The sequence below is a fragment of the Leisingera sp. F5 genome, from assembly GCF_001593695.1.
The window spans coordinates 86973-104226 of the sequence record NZ_LUKH01000003.1; the positions used below are offsets into that span (position 1 = coordinate 86973).

At 65.1% G+C, this 17254-nt stretch carries 7 protein-coding genes; all 7 read right to left on the bottom strand.

What is annotated here, in order from left to right:
• Position 1 precedes the first annotated feature (1 nt).
• Genes A2I95_RS02925 through A2I95_RS02955 form a run of 7 tightly spaced genes read right to left on the bottom strand, consistent with a single transcriptional unit; the run spans position 2 to position 16996 of the window.
• Entirely contained in the window at positions 2 to 838 is an 837-nt protein-coding gene (locus tag A2I95_RS02925; RefSeq protein ID WP_291727634.1) for a glycosyltransferase family 2 protein, read from the bottom strand.
• Positions 835 to 3351 carry a hypothetical protein gene (locus A2I95_RS02930; protein ID WP_291727636.1) on the bottom strand — a complete coding sequence of 839 codons (2517 nt, stop codon included), beginning with the start codon at positions 3349 to 3351 and terminating at the stop codon, positions 835 to 837. The genes A2I95_RS02925 and A2I95_RS02930 overlap by 4 nt, the downstream gene beginning before the upstream one ends.
• A complete protein-coding gene (locus A2I95_RS02935; RefSeq protein ID WP_291727638.1) occupies positions 3348 to 4286 on the bottom strand; it encodes a hypothetical protein in 939 nt (312 codons plus the stop codon). The genes A2I95_RS02930 and A2I95_RS02935 overlap by 4 nt, the downstream gene beginning before the upstream one ends.
• The gene (locus A2I95_RS02940) at positions 4283 to 4972 is read right to left on the bottom strand and encodes a 4'-phosphopantetheinyl transferase (protein WP_291727640.1); all 690 of its coding nucleotides are present in this window, start codon (positions 4970 to 4972) and stop codon (positions 4283 to 4285) included. Before A2I95_RS02940 ends, A2I95_RS02935 begins: the two co-directional genes overlap by 4 nt.
• Entirely contained in the window at positions 4969 to 9546 is a 4578-nt protein-coding gene (locus A2I95_RS02945; protein WP_291727642.1) for a MupA/Atu3671 family FMN-dependent luciferase-like monooxygenase, read from the bottom strand. Before A2I95_RS02945 ends, A2I95_RS02940 begins: the two co-directional genes overlap by 4 nt.
• Positions 9543 to 10559 (bottom strand): glycosyltransferase family 2 protein, encoded by a 1017-nt coding sequence (locus A2I95_RS02950; RefSeq protein ID WP_291727644.1) that lies wholly within the window; start codon positions 10557 to 10559, stop codon positions 9543 to 9545. The genes A2I95_RS02945 and A2I95_RS02950 overlap by 4 nt, the downstream gene beginning before the upstream one ends.
• Before the next feature lie 5 nt (positions 10560 to 10564).
• Positions 10565 to 16996: a type I polyketide synthase gene (locus tag A2I95_RS02955; RefSeq protein WP_291727646.1), complete on the bottom strand. Its 6432-nt coding sequence runs from the start codon at positions 16994 to 16996 to the stop codon at positions 10565 to 10567.
• Between the last annotated feature and the right edge of the window lie 258 nt (positions 16997 to 17254).

Genomic DNA, 17254 nt, shown 5'->3' on the forward strand with positions numbered 1-17254 from the left:
CTCAGCGGCCGCGGGTCCAGCGGCTGGCTGAGGCAAACAGCGGTGTTTTTGTGGCCAGACCGACCATCGCATAGATCACAAAACCGGTTGGATCCGTCAGCAGCAGCTTCAGCACGGCGCCGGCGCTTGGCGGGATTTTGTCTTCATTCTGCTGCAGGTCCGGGAATTTTGTTGCCACCTCAGCCACGCCGGCGTTTTGCCGCCGCCGCACCCGGACGAGGTTGCGGAAGCCTTCCACCATCGGCCAGCTGTAAGCAGCAGGCACTTTGACCCGTTCGCACGGGGCGAAATTCAGGCGGGCGAAAACGTCATCGGCGATGATATCAGGCCAGTCCCCCCAGCGCTGCCGTCCGGGCCGGTTCATGGCGAACACGCCAAACCCGGGCACGCCGCCGGCGGCAAACGGCAACCGGGTCCAGAGCCGTGCATAGGCTCGGGTCACCGCACTGCGCGCCAGCGCCACCTGCGGACAGCCGCTGGCGTAACGCGGCGCATTTTCCGCCAGTGCTGCCGTGATTTGCGGGATCAGCGCCGGGCTGACCGCCACATCTGCATCCAGATAGATCAAGATCCCGCCGCGGGCCGCCGCATCGCCGGCATTCAGCGCGCCAAGCTTGCCGCCTTCAGGCAATTCCAGCACCCGCAGATCCCAGCCCGCAGGTGGCTGCTGCGCGCGGGCCGCTGCGGCCGTTTCATCGCGGCAGCCGTTTGCCAGCACCAGAACCTCGGCAGCCATGCCCGCAGGCAGCGGATCCGAGGCAAAAACCGCTTGCAGGCACCCCGCGATATACTCTGCCTCATCATGGGCCGGGATCAGCACCGAAACACCTTTGGTCACTTCACGGCCTCCAGCGCGTCCCAGCGCGGGTTTTCGTCGCTCAGCACCCGCAAGGCGCCCCAGCTGCCCCATTTCCCAGGCACGCCAACATCGGCATAGGCGGTGAACAGGCCCCCGCCAAGGGCGCTCCAGCCTGCCAGAAGGTCCCGGTACAACCTGCCCATCTCGGGCGTATAGTTGAAGTGGGTGAAGAACCCGGTCAGTGTCTCATCCTCCACCAATGGGCCGATACTGACCACATGGCTGCCGCCCTCATACATGATCAGCCCCAGCCCGTGTTTTTGGGCAACCTGGGCGTGGTAGGGCAGCACACGCCCCAGAAGGTCGGTCAATGTGTCGGTGCCGTCCCCCGAGATCAGCCCGTCGCGCAACTCCGCTCCGGCTTGGGCTGTCGCTGCATCATATTGATGTTCCTTTGCAAATGCGCTTGCCGCCGGCCCGGTCAGCCCGCGTTCCGCTGCCACCGCCCGGGCCTGCTCCCGGCTGTCTGCGATCCAGGCGCGGACGTGTCCGGCGCGGTCCGGGACGCCAAGGATACCGCCGAAATACCCGGTCACCGCATAGGCATCGAAATAGGCAGCCGGGGCCAGGCGCCCCGCCTGTTCGGCCTTCCACAGCGGCGCCGTCAAAACCTGCTCTTCCAATCCCAGCCAGCCGGTCTGCGAGGAGATCACCCGCACCAGCCGGCGGCTTTCCCCGCCAAAAATTTGCGTCCAAATCTGCGCAACCTCCGCGGCGCGGCCGCCGTAGAACTGCATCCACAAGCTGTCGCTGCCCCAGCGCGCCTGCGCCTGCGCATCAGCCCAGGCGGCCTGCTGGAACTGCCAGTTCCAGACTTCGTTGGAATATTCCACATAGGCGCGCAGATCCTCGTCCAAGCCGCGCTCTGCCAGCCGGGCGAATTGCCGGACATAGCTGTCGTCCGCCATATGCGGCATGGTGAACCAGGGATCAGCCCCCAGCGTGTTGGCCAGCGCAAGCATGATCTCTGCCGGAACGCCCTTCAGCGCCCAAGTATACTCCGGAACCCGCGGCCGGTCTTCCCAGCCGGTTTGGGCCGAGTCATTGGCGGCCATCCAATCCATGAACCGCAGCGCGGCAAACCCGTCCAGCCGGTCCAGCCACAGCGGGTTGAACAGCGCGCCTTGCTCAAAGGCCTCCAGGTGCTCTTCCTTCACCACCCGGATGCTGCGCACATAGTCATCGCCGGTCCCGCTGCGCCGCCCTGTCCGCTGGATGCGGATTTCCACCGGGCCGGGGCCGGGGGCGTAGTCAAACCGCACTTCGCCCTTGCCGTAGCGGACATTTTCTGCCCGGCCCGCAACCTCGACAATGCCTTGGCCCTCGAACCGCAGCACATAGCGGCCCGCAAGCGAGACGGCCTCCACCGGCAGATCGGTCAGGATCACCGTGCCGATAGATGTCAGCTCAGGCGGGATGGCGGTGGGCCAGCCGTCCGGGTCCAGATAGCCGGCGGCCAGCAGATCCTGGTGATCCGCACCGCCCCAGCGTTTTGGCAGATGCCCGATCCAGGGGCGTGCGGTTTTGAAATGATCAAGGAAGGGCGCCTGGGTGCTCCAATCCGCGATTGCAGCCAGATTTATGGCGACGGGCTGGCGGGCGGGGGTGGCCAGCGGCGCGGCTCTGTCCGCAGTCTCTGCCGTGTCAAGCGCGGGCAAAGCAGGCTCGCGCGGACGCGCGGCAGGCTCCGGCGGCAGGGCTGCGGTGCGCACATCAGTTCCTTGGGCCGCAGCCCAGGCAATGTCCTGCAGCCGCGCCGCCAGTTCAGGGGGCGGCGCGGGATAGGGCTTGCCCCAGCGGTTGCTCAGCTGATGCGGCAGGCCAGCGGGGTCCTGCCCGGTCAGCACCGCATATTGCAGCAGCGCCAGGAAATAGAACCCAGTGGCGTTGGGGTGGATATCATCGGCGAACACGTCGTGGATACTGCTGAGGCCGGGCATGGTGCCCGCCAGAATCGCATCCTCCAGTCGCGCCATGGCTTGCCCCGCGGGCAGCAGTTTCACGGTGCCGCCGGTGGCTGTGTTAACCTCATCGACTACCGCTTGCCAGCGCGGCAGGTCCTGGCTGATCCTCTCGCGCCAGGGCACATCCGCCCCCTTGTCAAAGCGCACCTCGGCGCCGGTGCCGCTGTCCAGGCTGTGCCAGGTTTCCTGCAAGTAGAAGTCCACATCCGGGTTTGCGGCCCGCGCGAGCTCATAAAACCGGGTAACTGCACCTTCGGTATCACTCCATTTCAGATGATTGGCCAGCGGTATCGCCTCGGTCACGATCACCGCATCTGCGGGCCGGCGCAGTCTTTCACGTGAATCAACGCCCTCGGCGGTACTGCTATGCTGCCAGCTATAGCTCAGCGGCGCGCCATTGATGATCTGCGCCTCTACCGTGGCCCGTCCGCGCGCGTCCAAAAGCTGGTCCAGCATCTGCGGGTTGTCCGGCCCGAACAGCGAATGGCCGATCATGACAACCGATGTAATCAGCGCCTCCAGCGTCATGCCGGCGCTCCCCCGGTGGCGATTCCGGTGCGGGGCAGGGTGCGCACCACGTCCCAGACGATCTGCTGCACCTTGGCGGCGGCGTCTGCCGCAAACGCCTGGGCCGGGCTGCCATCGGCGCGGGTCAATGCATGCGGCAGGCCCAGGGGCGAGCGCTGGTACAAAACCGCGTAATGGGTCAGCGCAACCGCATAGGCTCCCAGATCATTGACATGTATCGTGTCCAATTCCCCCGCAGGCGTGCGGGCAAACAGCGATTCACGTGAAGCCAGACCAGGGATTTCTCCGGCCTCCGCTGCCCGCGCCACCGCCGCCAGCACCTGTCCGCCGGGGATCAGATAGACCGGATGCTGCGGGTTGCGGCGGCTGTCCGGCCCCAGCAGCTTGCCCACCCACAGCGCGTCCAGATCGCCATCGATCCGGTCCAGCCAGCCGTCCGGGTCGTCCAGCCTGTGCCAGGTCTCATACAGATAAATGCGTGTGCCGGGTGACGCCGCCCGCGCAAGCCCGGCCCAATTCGCGACGTATTCAGCAGCGCCGAAATAGCGGAGGGCGTCGCGCAGCTCGACCATCTCGGTCAGAACCACATCAGTGTACTCACCGGACCCGACGGCCTCCCGCGCGTCCCGGTAAGCGGGCGGCTGGTTGGCGGTTGCGAAATCGAGGATGTCCTCATCCGGTTCCCAATGCGCCCGCAGCGATGTGCCCGAGCCCAGCTGGCTGTTGTACCCATGCCCCGCAGGCGCCAGCTGCGCCAGCATATGCGGCATATCCGGGCCGACCAGAGAATGGCCCAGATGAAACACCTGCAAAGGGGCATCAGGCGGCGAGAGCGGCGGCGGAACCGGCACGCTGCGGCTGCGTGTTGCAAAGGCCATAAGCCCCAGCGCTGCACTCAGCGCGCCGCACACCAGAAACCCGCGCCGCCCCATCATCCGCGGCCCCGGATTTCCGCCGTGGTGATGATCAGCCCGGCACCAATAACAAAGCGCCCGCAAACCGCCTCGCCGCGCGCAAACGGCGGCCGGCCGGCGGTGAACACGGCCTGAAACGCGCCTGCCGCCAGATCGAACTCCAGCTCCATCCCGTCGAACCCGTAGAAGGCCCGGCTCAGCGTGTACTGGCATTTGTAGGCGGCTTCCTTGGCGGAAAAGATCACCTTGGCCATCTGTCCGGGATTATCCTGACGCCGCAGCCAGGCCTGTTCGCGGTCCGAACAGATCGCAGGCAGCAGCTCGTCCTTCAGCGGCGTGTCCTCTTCCACGTCGATCCCCAGACCCTGAACATCGCCCTCTTGCGCCAGCACCGCCATGGCGCAGCTTTTGGTATGGGTGATCGAGCCGACCAGCCCCGCGGGCCAGACCGGCGCCCGGTCGCGGCCCACGGGCACAGGAGCAGGCGCCAGCCCAAGCTGCCGCATCGCCTGATGCACCGCCGCGCGGCCCGCGGCAAATTCGCCGCGCCGCTTGGCGACTGCATTGGGCGACAGCCCCGCAGCTTCCTCTGCCAGCGGTGCGGGCGGGGCACCCAGCGGATCCGCCGCCGCCAGCGCCACATCGGCGGCAAAAAGCGGCCGGACCAATGCCAGCCGCTCTGCCAGTTTGTTTTCGGCCTCTGTCATCCGGTCCTTGCTCTGCGGTTTGCACGCATTGCCCGCCGCTTCGACATGGTGCCGGCGCGGTCGGGCCCTTCGCTGTCCTGCGGCTGTTCTTCCGCATTTGCCGGGGTGCCTGCAAGCCCTTCGATATGGGCCGCCAGCCCGGCCAGCGTCGGGAAGCGGAAGATATCCGTGATCGACAGGCTCGCATTGCCCAGCGCCTCGCCCAGTTCTTCGCGCAGCTCCCTGTGCGCCTGGACCGCCAGCAGCGAATGGCCGCCAAGGGCAAAGAAGTTGTCCTGCGCACCAATGCCGCTGACACCCAGAATGCGGCTCCAGACCGTGGCGATCCTGGCCTGCGCGCCTGCATCCAGCGGAACAGTTTTCGCGGCCTCAACCCGCGCCGGCTGCGGGTCCGGCAGCGCCTCGCGGTCGATTTTCTTGTTTGGAGTCAGCGGGAAAGCCTCCAGCGTGACGATACGGGCGGGCACCATCACCGCTGCCAGCTTCGCGGCCAGCGCCTGTTTCACGAGGGGCTCGGACACAGGTGCAGAGGCCGTGACATACCCCAGCAATTGCTCGCTGCCGGCCTCACCGCGAGGCACCACTACAGCCCCTGTCACGCCGGGGCAGGCGGCCATCGCGGCCTCGATCTCGCCCAGCTCAATCCGCTGGCCGCGGATCTTGACCTGATGGTCGGTGCGGCCCAGAAAAGCCAGCGTGCCGCCTGCCGCCCAGCGCACCAGATCCCCGGTGCGATACAGGGGGGTATCAGCGAACGCTGTGTTAACGAAGCGTTCAGCAGTCAGCTCTTCCCGTTGCCAGTAGCCTGCGGTGACACCCGCTCCACCGATATACAACTCGCCGGGCGTCCCCGCGGGGACAGGCCTTTGTTTTTCGTCCAGAACGTAGACCTGCGTGTTGGCAATCGGCGTGCCGATCCTGGCAATCCCCGCGGAGACGGCGCTGATTTTCTCTACCGTCGACCAGATCGTCGTCTCGGTCGGGCCGTACATGTTGAGGATCTCGGCGTTGGTTACCCCCTGTAGCGCCTGCACCAAATCGCCCGGCAGTGCCTCGCCGCCGACAAGAACATGCTGCAACCGGCCCAGACAGGCGCTGGCGCCTTCATCAGCGGTAATCATCCGCGCCATCGACGGGGTGCACTGCACATGGCTGACCCCATGGCGCACGATCTGCGCGGCCAAAGAGAAGTCATCCGCCGCCAGCTGTTGCGGGGCGTTCGACAGGCGCAGCACCTCAGCCAAGGGTTTCAACCCCTCCAGCACTACATCCGGCGCGATGCCGTAATCGATCAGGCAGGCGATCTCATCCACACCGATGCGCTTCAGCTGCTCGACCCGCTGGCAGGCGTCCTGAATGGTGCCGAACAGTCCGGAGTCCTCAAAATACCGCTCGAATGCAAAGTCGAGGATCGCCTCCAGCTCCTCCTCCGACAGCGACCCCAGGTCCATCTCAAACGGGTTCTTCACCCCTTCAGGTTTCTTGAACGCCGGGAAGGCCCAGGCGTATTGCTTGATCAGCCCGGCGGCAGAGCGCAGGTAGTCCTTCATCGGCTCCCGCGCCACTTGGCGGGCTTCCTCGCGGGTTCCGGCCAGATAGCTGTGCAGCATCAGCGTGACCTTGAAATCCGCGGGGTCATGGCCGGCATTGCGCAGGGCGTCGTGATAAATGCGGATCTTGCCCGCGACCTCGTCAATGCTCTGGCCCAGAAGATGGGTCAGCAGATTTGCCCCGATCGCACCCGCTTCGCGCCAGGTTTCCGGGTTGCCCGCGGTGGTGACCCAGACCGGCAGTTCCTTGGACACCGGGCGGGGCTGGGTGATGACACGGTGTTCGCTGCCGTCCTTGCGGGGAAATGAGACCTCCTCGCCGCGCCAGAGTTTGCGCACGGTTTCAATGCTTTCGAACAATGCGGGCTTGTTCGCAGGCGGTGTGTTTTCGGGCCGCAGGATAAAATCATCCGGCTGCCAGCCCGAGGCAAAACCGATCCCCGCCCGGCCCGCTGTCAGGTTATCAATCACCGCCCATTCCTCGGCGATCCGAGCGGAATGGTGCAGGGGCGCGACGCAAGAACCGGCCCGCACGCCAATGTTCTGCGTCACCGCCGCCACCGCAGCACCCGTTACCGACGGGTTCGGGTAGGGGCCGCCAAAGGCGTGGAAATGCCGTTCGGGTGTCCAGATCGCGTTGAAACCGTGCTGGTCGGCGAATTTGGCGCCCTCCAGCAGCAGGTGGTATTTCTGCGGCCCCGGCCCGTCGTCATTGCCCCAGTAGAACAGGTTGAAATCCATCTTCCTGTCCGATTTCGCAACGGGCCCCTTGGACAGTTCCAGCCGGCTTTCATCGCTGGACAAGACCAGCTTTACCCCGCGCGACAAGGTCCAGAACAGCTCCAGCACCGAGATGTCAAAGCTAAGGCTGGTGACCGCCAGCCAGGCATCGCCGGGCTGATGCGGGATGCGGGTGTCCATGCCGGCAAAGAAATTCGCGACGTTGGCATGGGTGACCATCACACCCTTGGGCAGGCCGGTGGAGCCGGAGGTGTAGATCAGATAGGCCAGATCGCTGCCGGCAGCACCGCCATCGGTGTTTTCTGCGTCTGTCCCCGCGGGGACCGTTTCGATTTCCAGCACCTGTGCATCCGAAGCGGGTAAGCTGCCGGTCAGCGCGGATTGCGTCACAATTACCTCTGCCCGGCTGTCTGCGATGTAATGCGCAATCCGGTCAGCAGGGTAGGCGGGGTCCAGCGGCACATAGGCGCCGCCGGCCTTCATCACCCCCAAGGCAGCAAAGACCAGCTCGGGCGCGCGGCGGATGTGGATGCCCGCATGCGTGCCAGGTTTCACGCCCATTTCACGCAGGCGTGCGGCCACTGCGTTGGCGCGGGCGTTGACCTCGGCATAGGTGAAGCATTGGTCTTCAAAGACCAGCGCGGCGGCCTCCGGGGTCTTGGCGGCCTGGGCTTCAAACGCGGCGTGGATGGTCAGATCTGCGGGGTAATCCGTGGCGGTCTGGTTCCAATCCTCCAGCAGCATCTTGCGTTCCGCATCCGGCAGGATGGGCATCGCGGACACCAGCTGGCTGGTGTCCTGGGTGATTGCGTTCAGCACCAGCTCCAGCCGGGCGGTGAGCAGTTCCGCTGCCTTGGCATCCAGCTGGGAATTGTCCGTATACAAGACCATTGCTCCGTCGGAGAAATCAACGGTTGCAGCGCAGCCTGTGATGGGCTGGCCCTTGCCCAGTGAAAGACCGATTGCAGGCTGGGACCGGGCAGTGATTTCGGGTGCCCTCGTCACGAGATCACTTGTAAACCCTCCAAATTGTCTCGCCTTGTCAATTTCTTGCCTTGCACTCACTTCCAGTTTGGCAAGCGACTCATCCCGTTGCGCCTGCAGCGGCACCCAGGATGAGATCAGCCCGGGAACAGCGTTCATGCTGCCAGTAGACAACGCCACATCGGCAGCCGTCTCCCCGCAGCTGAGCAGCGCCCAGGCCAGCACACCAACAGCAGCTTGCGCTTCGCTGAGGCTGCCCGGCAGGGCTATGCCACGGCTGGCAAAGCCTTGGCCGCCGGTATCCGAGGCCAGCGGTATTTGTACCGGCTGCATTACGGAAAGCTGCTGCCGCCAATGGCTTTCGCCGCCCTGAGCGGCGGCCATCTGCACGGTAAGGGTTCTGGCTTCCTCTTCATACAGCGATGGCAGCACGGCGCCGGCTTTGAAAAGGGCAGAGGCGTCCAGCGGCTTGCCTGCCGGCGTGGTCAGCCGAGACAGCGCCAGCGCGCCGTCCGCGGTGGCGATTGTCACGCTGTCTTTACGGACGTCCAGCACTGTGCCGGGGGCGCCGGAGCCAACTGCCGCCTCTGCAGCGCCAGTCAGTACAATTGCCCTGTCCGCGCGCAGCTTGGCGGCGCACAGCGGGTTCCAGTAGCCGCCAGTGTCCAAGGCACGGACCAGCCGGGCCAGCTCCGCCGCAGGGCGGGTGAAGTCGAGCAACCCGCCTGCGGCAGGGCGGTCGGATTTGGCAAACACGCGGCGCTGGCTCAGGTCCTGCGGTTGCCGGTTCAGATCGCCGGTTTCCAGCTGCGAGACAACTTCGCCGAAACTACCCATCGCGGCGGCGTAGCATTTGGAGTTCAGGCTGAAGGCGGTTTCGTCCGCAGCCACATCGAACCTCCGCTGGGCCAGGATATCGCCCTCATCCACCCCGCCTTCGATCAGGTGCCAAGTGATGCCGTGCTGCGCTTCGCCGTTGATCAGCGCCCAGTTCGGGGTGTTGAGGCCCGCGTAATGGGGCAGGGGGCCGTCGTGGAAGTTCACCGCACCCTTGGCGGCGCGCGACAGGACCTCCTCCGGGATCACGGAGAGGTTGGCTATCGACAGGAGCCAGTCGAAACCAGGCGCCAAATCGCGCTGATTATCCAGTTCCGTCAGGCCTTTGGCTGCTGCCCAGCTCCGGATGTCGGGGTCTTGCGACACTACGGCCCGGATTTGGTGGCCGCGTGCGAGCAGCGACTCGGCGCAGCCGATCAGGAGGGATTCATTGCCAATCAGGGCACATGTGAAGGACGTCATTTCTGCTCCTTAGCAACCGGAGAGGGCGCGCGCGTTTCTTGCGGCGGTTTTGGCCGTGGTGCGGCCATCGCGCGCAGGCCGTGCAGGACCAGATCGCGCAGGAAATGCGGCGGGTCCGCCTGCGGTTTGTTTTGGATCAGGCGGCGCAGGCCATAAATCAGGCTGCCGGTGATCCGTGCCAGCGTGGCGGCGGCCGCATAGGCGTGCCCGTGGTGTTTCACGAAGTAGTGCCGCCGCGAGTCGAACCAGTACTGCGGCGTGCGCTGCCAGCCTTTCATACCGGTGGAAGCAGAGCCGACATGGGCGATTTCGCTGGCCGGCACATAATGGGTGCGCCAGCCTGCGCGGGCAGCACGGCGGCAGAGGTCGGTTTCCTCAAAATACAGAAAGAAGGTTTCGTCAAAGCCGCCAACGGCCTCGATAACGTCGCGGCGGATCATCAGACTGGCGCCGGCGGTCCAGTCAACCTGCACCTCGCTCTGCGGCATGTCCATGGCGACCACCCAGGGTTTCAGCAGCCGGGTGAAAATGCCGGTGCGCGCGCTGCCCTCGAATTCACCCGCGATGGAGGGGAAGCGGAAAGCGGTGCGGTGCGGCACGCCATCGGTGCCGCGCACGTAAGAGCCGGCCAGCCCGGCGCCGGGGCGTTCCAGCAGGAAATCGCGCAGGGTGCGGATGGTGCTGCCCTGCACAAAGGCGTCGGAGTTGAGCAGGTAGTAGAATTCCGGCGCGCTGCCGTCCGACAGACCGGTTTTTAGCCCCAGGTTCATGCCCGCACCAAAACCGCCATTGACGGGTGAGGCGATCACCCGAAGCCGCCCGCTGCCGAGCCAGCCGCGTGTGTCTGCTGCTGCACGGATCTGTTCATACGAACCGTCGCCAGAGCCATTGTCGATGATCAGCAGCTCGCCCGGCAGGTCCTCCATTTCGCGCAGGGCGGCCTCTGCTGCCCGCAGGGTCATTTCCGGCGTGCGGTAATTAAGGAGAATAGTGAGGATGCGTTGCTGGTTCATGGGGGTCACTCCGCGGCTTCGGCATAGCGTGCCAGGCCTGCCGCCGCTTCAGCCGCGTCAAGCCGGGCTTTGACGCCGGCGGCCAGCACGCTGACGTTCGGCACCAGCACCATGCTGTCGTGATCGCCGGGCACTTCGGCCACCTCCAGCTGCGCGGCCCAGCGGGTCCAGTCGTTGTCATCAAACACATATTCGCGCGCGGCACTGACCCAATTGCCGCTGCTGACCTGCCATTTGCGGTCGAGCGGCGGGCGGAACAGGGTGAGCGGGCCGTTCCAGGGGCGCAGGGCGTAGCGTTCAACCGCGGTGCGGAAGGCCATTTCGATCTTGCGGTTGTTGAATTCGGGCTGACCGCCGGTCTCTGCCGGGCGGGCGCGGCGTTTTTCGATCTCCCAGGCGATACGGTTTCTGGCCCATTCGCCAATGTAGCCAGCCCCCTTGCTGCGCAGCTCGGCCAGTTTGATCAGCGCCTTGTCGCGGCGGCTGAGGGGCGGGCGCAGGGGCAGGGGCGTGTCCAGCAGGATCAGTGCGGTGGTGTCCTGGCCCTGATCCTTCAGTTGCTGCGCCATCTCGTAGGCGGTGATGCCGCCGCCGGAGAACCCGCCCAGCAGATAGGGGCCGTCGGGCTGGATCTGGCGGATCTCGTCCAGGCAGCTGCGGGCTGCGTCCTCAATCCGGCTGTGCGGGGCGTCAGTGCCGACCAGCCCCTTGGCCTGCAGGCCATAGACCGGACGGTCCTTACCCACCAGCAGGGCCAGCTGGCGCAGGTTCAGCACATTGCCGAACATGCCCGCCACCAGGAAGAACGGCCGCCGCCCGGTGCCGTCGCCCGGATGCAGCTGCACCAGATGGGTGAAGGATGGTTTGTTTTCTACCGCCGCGGCAGGATTACCCGGTTCCGCGGCAACCCCGCCGCCAGTGCGGTCTATGATCCGCTCCGCCAGCGCGGCGATGCTGGGGGCCTCGAACAGCACCGACAGGGGAAACTCCACACCAAAGCCGCGCTTCACCTGGGCAAACAGCCGCACCGCAATCAGGGAATGGCCGCCCAGATCAAAGAAGCTGTCCTCGATCCCCACTTGCGATACCCCAAGGAGGGCGGCAAAGAGGCTGGCCAATTCTTCCTCTACCGGGTTGCGGGGGGCGGCATAATCCGTGTCGAGCTGCGGGCGCTCGAATGTCTGCGCCTCCTCTGCGGCGGTGGCTGTCTGCCGTGCTTGCGCGATCAATGCGGGCAGGTCCAGCGAGGAGACCACCACCTGCGGCAGGCCGGTGGCCAGGGCACGGGCCAGCGCTTCGCCGCCTTCTGCGGCTTTGATGCCGTTGGAGATGTTCAACTGCAGGCGTCGTTCCTCGGGTGACAGGGGGTGCGTGCCGGGGGACGGTTCCAGGCCCAGCTCTGCGGCGGTTGCGTCTGCCTGTCCCGTTGCGGCTGCGGCGTCAAACCCGGCGGCCAGACGCTGCATCCGGAATCCTTCGATCTGGACCAGAACAGTGCCGTCCGGATCGGTCAGCGTGATATCAAAGGCGGCAGAGCTGCCATCCGGCGCATCCGCCAGCCGCACATGGCTGCAAATGCTGGCGGTGAGCGGCGCAAAAATCCGGATCAGCCGGTAGGAGACCGGAACCCAAAGCGCGCTGGCGTCATAACCGGGGATCAGACCCATCGCCCAGCCGGTGGCCAGATCCAGCAGACCGGGATGCAGCAGACAGCCGTCCTGTGCCGCGATGCCCGGGAGTGAGAGAGTGGCGAGGCCTTCACCATTTCCCAGTGCCGCGCGGTTCAGCACATGCCAGCGCGGACCAAAGCGCAGATGCGCCTCCTGCGCGGAGCGCAAGCGCCCGTCGATTGGCGCCTGCTCCTCCGGGCATCGGGTGAAAATCGTCTGGAGGTTGAGTGCGGCGGGGCGTTCTGCCGCCGCCGCGGAGGCCAGCATAGCCTGACAATTTAGAGAGTAACCATTTGTACATGCGGAGTAAACAAACAGTTCATAACCATTTTCATTAGCTTCAAGCTTGGCCAAGACGTTCCGCGGGTTGCTCTCAGCTACAACCAGGGGGCGCATGAAGTAGAGGTCGCGGATTTCGTAGGGTTCTTCGATGCCGGTTTCGGCCAGCGCCTCAGCCGCCATTTCGATATAGCCGGTGCCGGGGATCAGCGCAGTGCCATCAGCAGTGCGGTGCTCGTCCAGCAGCCAATCGGTGGTCTTGAAACGCGGTGTGAAAATGCGATTGCCGGCAGTGTCATATCCGCATTCCTGCAACAGCGGCTGCTGGCAGGGTTCCGGCGTGCCGGCGGCAGTGGCGCCGTTGCGGTTGGCCATGGCGTCGGCGGCCATGCCGGTATCGGACCAGACGCCCCAATCCACTGCCATCACGTGGGTGAGGCCGCCCGCGCGGTGCTTGGCCCAGGCGTTGAGGAATTCATTGGCTGCGATGTAATCAACCTGGCCCGCTGGCCGGGTCACGGCGGAGGAGGAGGAAAACAGCACCATCAGGTCCAGGCTGCCATCGGGGAAGACTGCATCCAGCGCCCGCAACCCGCTGACCTTGGGGGCCAGCACCCGGGCGATCCGGTCCTCGTCCTTGGCCAGCAGCGGGCCGTCATCGATGACACCGGCGCCGTGGATCACGCCGGTGACGGGGCCAAAGGCAGCCTCCGCGTGTTCGCGCGCCGCGCGCAGATCGCCGCTGTTGCAGACGTCGGCGGCCAGCGGCAGCACCTGGCCCTTGCCACCCGTCTCCAGTGCCATGACTGCACGTATGCGCAGAGCGGTGCGGTTGGCCGGGCTATGACTGCTGAGCCAGCGATCCCAGGCATTGCGCGGCGGCAGGCCTTCGCGGGAAATCAGCGAGACCTTGGCGCCGTATTCGCGCATCAGGTAGCCCGCGATGGTCAGGCCGATGCCGCCGTATCCGCCGGTGATCAGATAATGCCCGCCTTGTTTGAAGGGCGGCGTCTCCGGTTCGGGCAGCGGCTGCGGGCGCCAGTTAAGTTCAAACCGCTTTTCCCCGCGCCAGGCGGCGGCGGCGTTTGCGGGTTCGGCCATCAGCTCTTCCAGCAGGCGGGGGGTGATATCCGGGGCCTCAGCCGGTTTCCGGAACCCAAACAGCCCTTGCGGTTTTGGCGGCAGTTCAATGTCGATGGTGGCGCATGTCAGCCCTGGCAGCTCATGCGGGATGACCCCGGCGGGGCCTGCAATCATCGCTTTTTCCGGGTAGGGCAGTGCCTCGATGCGCACCTGTGCTGCGCCGGTGGTGAAGACGTCGATGTGCAGAGGGCCGGGCAGATCGGCATTGCCCAGTTCCTGAGCCAAGGCAGTGAGGGAATGGAACCCCATCTCAAGATTGCGGTCAAAGAAGGACGAACCGGGGCGGAAGCTTTCCCCTTCCGTCACCAGCCAGAAATGCGCGATGCGGTGCGGCAGCAACGCGGCCTCTGCCAGATCGGACAGCAGCATGCCATAAGCCGCGCGGCCCTGTTCCGGCGGCAGTATGTAGGAAGTTGGGGACAGCTGCGCATAAGTGTCCCCGGCGCGGACGCGGATAACGGCATGGGCTGCGGCCTCAAGCCGTTCTGCCGCGCGGGCAGCGTGGCCTGCTTCATCTTCGAAAATCAGCCAAACATGCGGTTCCTGATTCAGCTCTTGCGCCACATCCAGGATGCAATCGGCGAACCTGGGCCGCCAGGCGGGGCGGTAGCCCCACTCCGACAGGTCCTCGTGCCGGGCCGGGGGCGTGTCTTCTTCAACTGCGGGTTTGCCGGGTTCGATGAAATAGCGGCTGCGCTGAAAGGCGTAACCGGGCAGGGGCAGGCGGTTGCGCCGTGCTTCGCCCCAGATCTGTTGCCAATCAGCCTCGACCCCGCAGGCCCAAAGGCGGCCGATGACGCCGAAGAAGTAACTGTCATCCATCACGTCCTGATCGGGGTGGCGCAACGAGCTGAGCACCTGGCCCGGCTGCACGGCGGGCGACATTTGCGCCAGCGCGCTGAGCGCCTTTCCGGGGCCGACTTCCAGAAACACGCGGTTCGGGGTCTTGGCGAGGGTCTCGATGCAGTCGGCGTAGCGCACAGTGTTGCGCAGCTGGCCGACCCAGTAATCTGCATCGGTGGCCTGATCCGCCGTCAGCAGTGCGCCGGTGCGGTTTGAGATCACCGGCAGTTTCGGCGCCGACAGGGTCAGGGAGCGTATGAAGTCGCCGTAGTCCTGCAGGATGCCGTCCAGCATCCGTGAATGGGCGGCAATGTCGATGGCAATGCGCTGATGCTCGACCTCGCGCGCGGTCAGATCCGCCGAAAGCCGGTCCAAAGCGTCTTGCGGGCCGGAAACAGCAGTGAGGGAGGGCGCGTTGACGCTGGCAATGTCCAGATCATCGGCGAGGACGGCCTCAACCTCTGCCAGGGGCAAGGCAATCGACAGCATGCCGCCTGCGGGCACGGTGTCAAACAGCCGCCCGCGCAAGAGGACCAGATCGATGCAGTCCTCGAAACTCATGACGCCGGCCAGGCAGGCGGCGGTGTTTTCCCCCATGGAATGGCCGACAAGTGCAGCGGGTTTCACGTCCCAGCTGATCCAAAGCTGCGCCAGCGCGTATTCCACGATCATGATCAACGGCAGCTGAACGGAGGGCTGCTGCAGGCGCGCGTTGGCTGTGTCCTCTTCGCCCTCTTCCGGCAGCCAGATGGCGCGGATGTCATAATCCAAGCTCTTTTGCAGATGCTCCAGCCCGCGGTCCATCCAGTCGGCAAAGACCGGCTCGGTTTCGTAAAGATCGCGCGCCATGCCTGCGTATTGCGCGCCGCCGCCGGGGAACATGAAGACCACCTCGGGCGCTGTGCCAAGGCGGTCATGGGTGAAGACCTTGCGCGGATCGTTTTCTTCCAGCAGCCGGGCGGCTTCGGCAGGAGTCTCCGCCACCAGAACGCGGCGTTTGGCAAAGCCGCGGCGGCCTTCCTTCAGCGTATAGGCCACGTCGGCCAGATCAGCCGCGGGGTTTGCCTTCAGATACTCCGCCAGGGTCTGGGTATTGGCGTCCAGCGCAGGTTTGGACTGGCCCGAAACGCAAAGGATCTGGAACGGGAAATCGCTTTCTTCGGACGGTGCGCGCTCCGGCGCTTCCTCGAGGATCACATGGGCATTGGTGCCGCCAACGCCCAGCGAGTTGATGCCGGCCCGGCGCGGCCCTTTATGCGGTTGCCACGGCGTGAGGGTGGCATTCACGCGGAATGGCGAGGTTTCGAAATCAATTGCCGGGTTCGGCGCCTCATAGCCCAGCGAGGGCGGAATTTCCTTATGATGCAACGCCAGCGCCGTTTTGGTCAGGCTGGTGACACCCGCCGCGGTATCCAGATGGCCGATATTCGTTTTGACCGAGCCGATGCTGCAATAGCCCCGGTCGTTTGTGGTGGTGCGGAAAGCATCGGTGAGCGCGGAAACCTCGATCGGATCGCCCAGATAGGTGCCGGTGCCGTGGCATTCGACGTAGTCAATGGTGTCTGCCGGAGTGCCGGCGGCCTGCAGCGCGGCCTGCACCGCGGCGGACTGGCCGCCGACGGAGGGCGCCAGATATCCTGCCTTGCCGGCGCCGTCGTTGTTGATGGCAGAGCCTTTGATGACGGCCCAGATGTGGTCGCCGTCGGCAATGGCATCCTCCAGCCGCCTGAGCGCCACGACCCCTGCACCGGAGCCGAAGACCGTGCCTTGCGCCCTATGGTCGAAGGCGTGGCAATGGCCGTCGGGCGACAGGATCTCGTTTTCCTTGTAAAGATAGCCGCGGCCCTGCGGCAGCTCGATGGTGACACCGCCGGCCAGTGCCATGCTGCATTCGCCCTCGCGCAGGGCTTTGCAGGCGTAATGCACGGCGACCAGCGAAGTGGAGCAGGCGGTCTGCACGTTGACCGAGGGCCCATGCAGGTCAAAGACATGGCTGGCGCGGGTCGACAGGAAATCCTTGTCGTTGCCGGTATGGCGCAGCAGGAACATGCCCACATCATCCACAAGGGCCGGGTTCGAGCAGATGTTGAAATAGAAATAGCTGCCCATGCCGCAGCCTGCATAAACACCAATCGGGCCTTGCAGGCTTTCGGGCGGATGGCCCGCGTTTTCCATCGCGCCCCAGGCCACTTCCAGAAACTTGCGGTGCTGGGGGTCGAGGATGGCGGCTTCTTTGGGGCTGAAACCAAAGAACTCGGCGTCGAATTCATCAAACCCCTGCAGCCTGGCAGAGGCAGGCACGTAGTTCGGATCGGCCAGCACGGAGGCGCTTTCGCCAGCCGCCAGCAGAGTGTCCCGGTCCAGGATCTCAATCGATTCAATGCCGTTGCGCAGGTTCTGCCAGAAGACCTCGGCAGAATTTGCGCCGGGGACTGTCACTGACAACCCGACAATTGCTATATCTCCGGCAGCGCCCCCCGCTGCGGGTTTCCCGTCCTGCATCGCCAATACCTGACCCCACTGACCCTTCAAAGACAGCCCGGCGCACTGCGGCCAGCCTGCTTTGCAGCGCTGGCAGCCGCCCGCCGGACGGGTTGATTTATGGTGCCAGGGTTCTCCCCGGCGGCTTGTCCCGGTCTGGCAGCACCAGATCCCCATCTGTGCTGCAACCCGGTTTCAATCGGTTTATTTTCGTCAATCCATAGGGCCAGCCTGTGGACGCATTGTGTTGAATTGAGCCTGAAAAGCGGAAAGATTGCG